A 2577-nucleotide genomic window follows, 5' to 3' on the forward strand; every position below is an offset into this window, starting at 1 on the left:
CCCTCACCCTCTCTGATGCGAAGCGGATGCTGGAGGCGGGTGAAGCCAGAGCAGCAAGCTTCGGCGTTGCGTACAACATTGCCGTCGTCGATGACGGTGGAGCGCTCGTGGCGTTTGCGCGTCAGGACGGTGCCCTCATCGGAAGCATCGATCTTGCCATCGGCAAGGCAGTGACGGCCCGTTTATTCGATAAGACCACCGCGTATCTCAGCGAACTGGCGCAGCCCGGTGCGCCGCTCTTTGGCATCGATCAAAGCAATGGCGGGCGGGTCATCATCTTCGGCGGCGGAGTCCCAGTAAGCATCGACGGTGAAATCATTGGTGCGGTGGGCGCGAGCGCCGGAACGGTCGAACAAGATATTTCGGTCGCTGAGGCGGCAATCGCGGCCCTCAATTCAAGCAACGCCTGAACGAGACATCGGGGACGAAAGCGGCGCGCATCGCTGTCGCGTTAGATAGCCATCGTCAAGAGGCGTTCGGCACACTGCTCATGCCCTGCGTTTAGGTTTCTAGCGCAACACCAAGCCCGACTCTATCGCCCGTCATTGCCTCGACTGCAACAGCGTTCGTTACGAACAGCAGCCTTGAAGGTCATAAACCCGTCGTGGAAATTTTACCAAGCGCAGCCTCCTGCTCATCATGGCGTTCGCAGAACACCTCGCCGGCCAAGATCTAAACGAGGAATCGGGCCCCACGTTGGCCGTTGCCGATGTCCAACCACGGTTAAAAGAGGTAAATCCTGGCCAACTGTCCTTGCAGCTTCGGAAGCCTCGAGTACGGTTACACGCAACAGCTAAGTCCTGGTGAATTAGGAAAGGCTTGCGATGTTTGATATTACGGTAAATGGCGTTAGGCATCGAGTAGACGTGGTTCCCGAGATGCCTTTGCTCTGGGTTTTGCGCGATGAGCTTGGCATAACAAGTCCTAAGTATGGTTGCGGAATAGCACAATGCGGCGCTTGTACGGTGCAAGTCGATGGAGCAGCCGTGCGCTCTTGTCAGGCACGTATGGCTGATATTGCGGGCAAGGCGATAACCACAATTGAAGCCGTGGGCAATGGCAAGCTGCACCCCGTGCAGGAGGCCTGGATCGAACATCAGGTACCGCAGTGCGGCTACTGTCAGACCGGCCAAATTATGCAGGCGATCTCGCTGCTGAAATCGAATCCCAGACCTACTGATGAGGACATCAACGAGGTCATGTCGGGAAATCTCTGCCGATGTGGAACGTATGAACGTATTCGTGTCGCGATCCACACAGCCGCTAAGAAGATTGGAGGGAATTGAGATGAGCGAGATACCGGGTCTCTCGCGTCGTACCTTCGTTTTCGGCTCCGTCGCGATCGCCGGAGGTGTGGCGTTCGGGCAGTATGGTCAGGCGCAACCGGCACTTTTTTCCGCTGTCGCGACGAATCCGTTGACGGCGGACCTGGGTCCGAATTCGGTTACATTCAATCCTTGGGTCGAAATCAGTCCGGAAAAAATCACCCTGATTGCCCAGCATGCCGACAAGGGCCAGGGCGTCGGTTCTATCCAGACTCTCATGATCGCCGAGGAGTTGGACCTCGAGCCGGGCCAATTTGAAATTCGCTTCGCCGGACCCAGTCCCGTCTATTTCAATACCGGCTTTGCCCACGAACTTGCGCCATTCATGGCGGCAGACCAAAGCCCCGAAGCCGAAAAGGCTCGCGCGGCAGCGCTGGAATGGCTCAGGAAGGCTGGCCTGCAGATGACCGGGGGCTCCAGTGCGATTCCAGATACCTATGAAAAGCTGCGCATGGCCGGCGCGATCGCGCGCGAAACACTCAAGGCGGCTGCAGCCAAGCGCAGCGGAGTCGCGGTCGCCGACTTACGCACAGAGGCCGGAAGCGTGATCCTGCCCGACGGGACGAAAGTTCCGTACGTCGCGCTTTCGGCCGATGCGGCGAAGATTACGCCGGTTGCGGTCGCCAAACTCCGCGAACCATCACAATGGCGATTTATTGGCAAGCCGATGGAGCGACTCGATATCCGATCGAAAGTCACCGGCGAAATGAAGTTCGGTATCGACCGGACGATGGACGGCATGGTTTACGCGGCCGTCAAGCTGAATCCCAACAAAGGGCAGCCCATCAAGTCCTACGACGCCAGCAAAGCTCAGTCGATGCCCGGGGTCCAGACTATCCTCAAGATATCGAATGGTATCGCGGTGATTGCAACGAACAGCTGGTACGCGATGCAAGCGGCCGAGGTTGTCGACTGCGTATGGGAACCGAGCAAATATCCGGCCGAGCAAACTGACCACTGGAACGTCGTTGCCTCTTCCTTTGCTCCACAATTCCTCGGCAAGGAGTGGCGCAACGATGGCAAGATCGATGCTGGGTTGGAAGATGGGACGCTGGTCGAGGCGGAATACCGCGCACCGTACGTGGGGCATCAACCGTTGGAGCCGCTCAACGGCATAGGCATCGTTACCGACAGGGGAATGGAAATCTGGGTCGGACATCAAACGCCACAATCCGTGCAGTACATCGCTGCCACAGCGATTGGCATGAAGCCAGAACAAGTGACCTTTCATAACGAGTGGATGGGTGGGAGC

The 2577-nt window shown here is 57.7% G+C and carries 3 protein-coding genes; all 3 read left to right on the plus strand.

The window, feature by feature from the left end:
* Nucleotides 1-410: GlcG/HbpS family heme-binding protein (locus ACXJ5O_RS23975; RefSeq protein ID WP_457302089.1), on the plus strand; the 410-nt coding region annotated here is incomplete at its 5' end.
* 414 nt (nucleotides 411-824) lie between these two features.
* Nucleotides 825-1286, plus strand: a complete 462-nt coding sequence (locus ACXJ5O_RS23980; RefSeq protein WP_457302090.1) for a (2Fe-2S)-binding protein — start codon at nucleotides 825-827, stop codon at nucleotides 1284-1286.
* 1 nt (nucleotide 1287) lies between these two features.
* Nucleotides 1288-2577: molybdopterin cofactor-binding domain-containing protein (locus ACXJ5O_RS23985; RefSeq protein ID WP_457302091.1), on the plus strand; the 1290-nt coding region annotated here is incomplete at its 3' end.

Source organism: Phyllobacterium sp. P5_D12 (assembly GCF_054049495.1).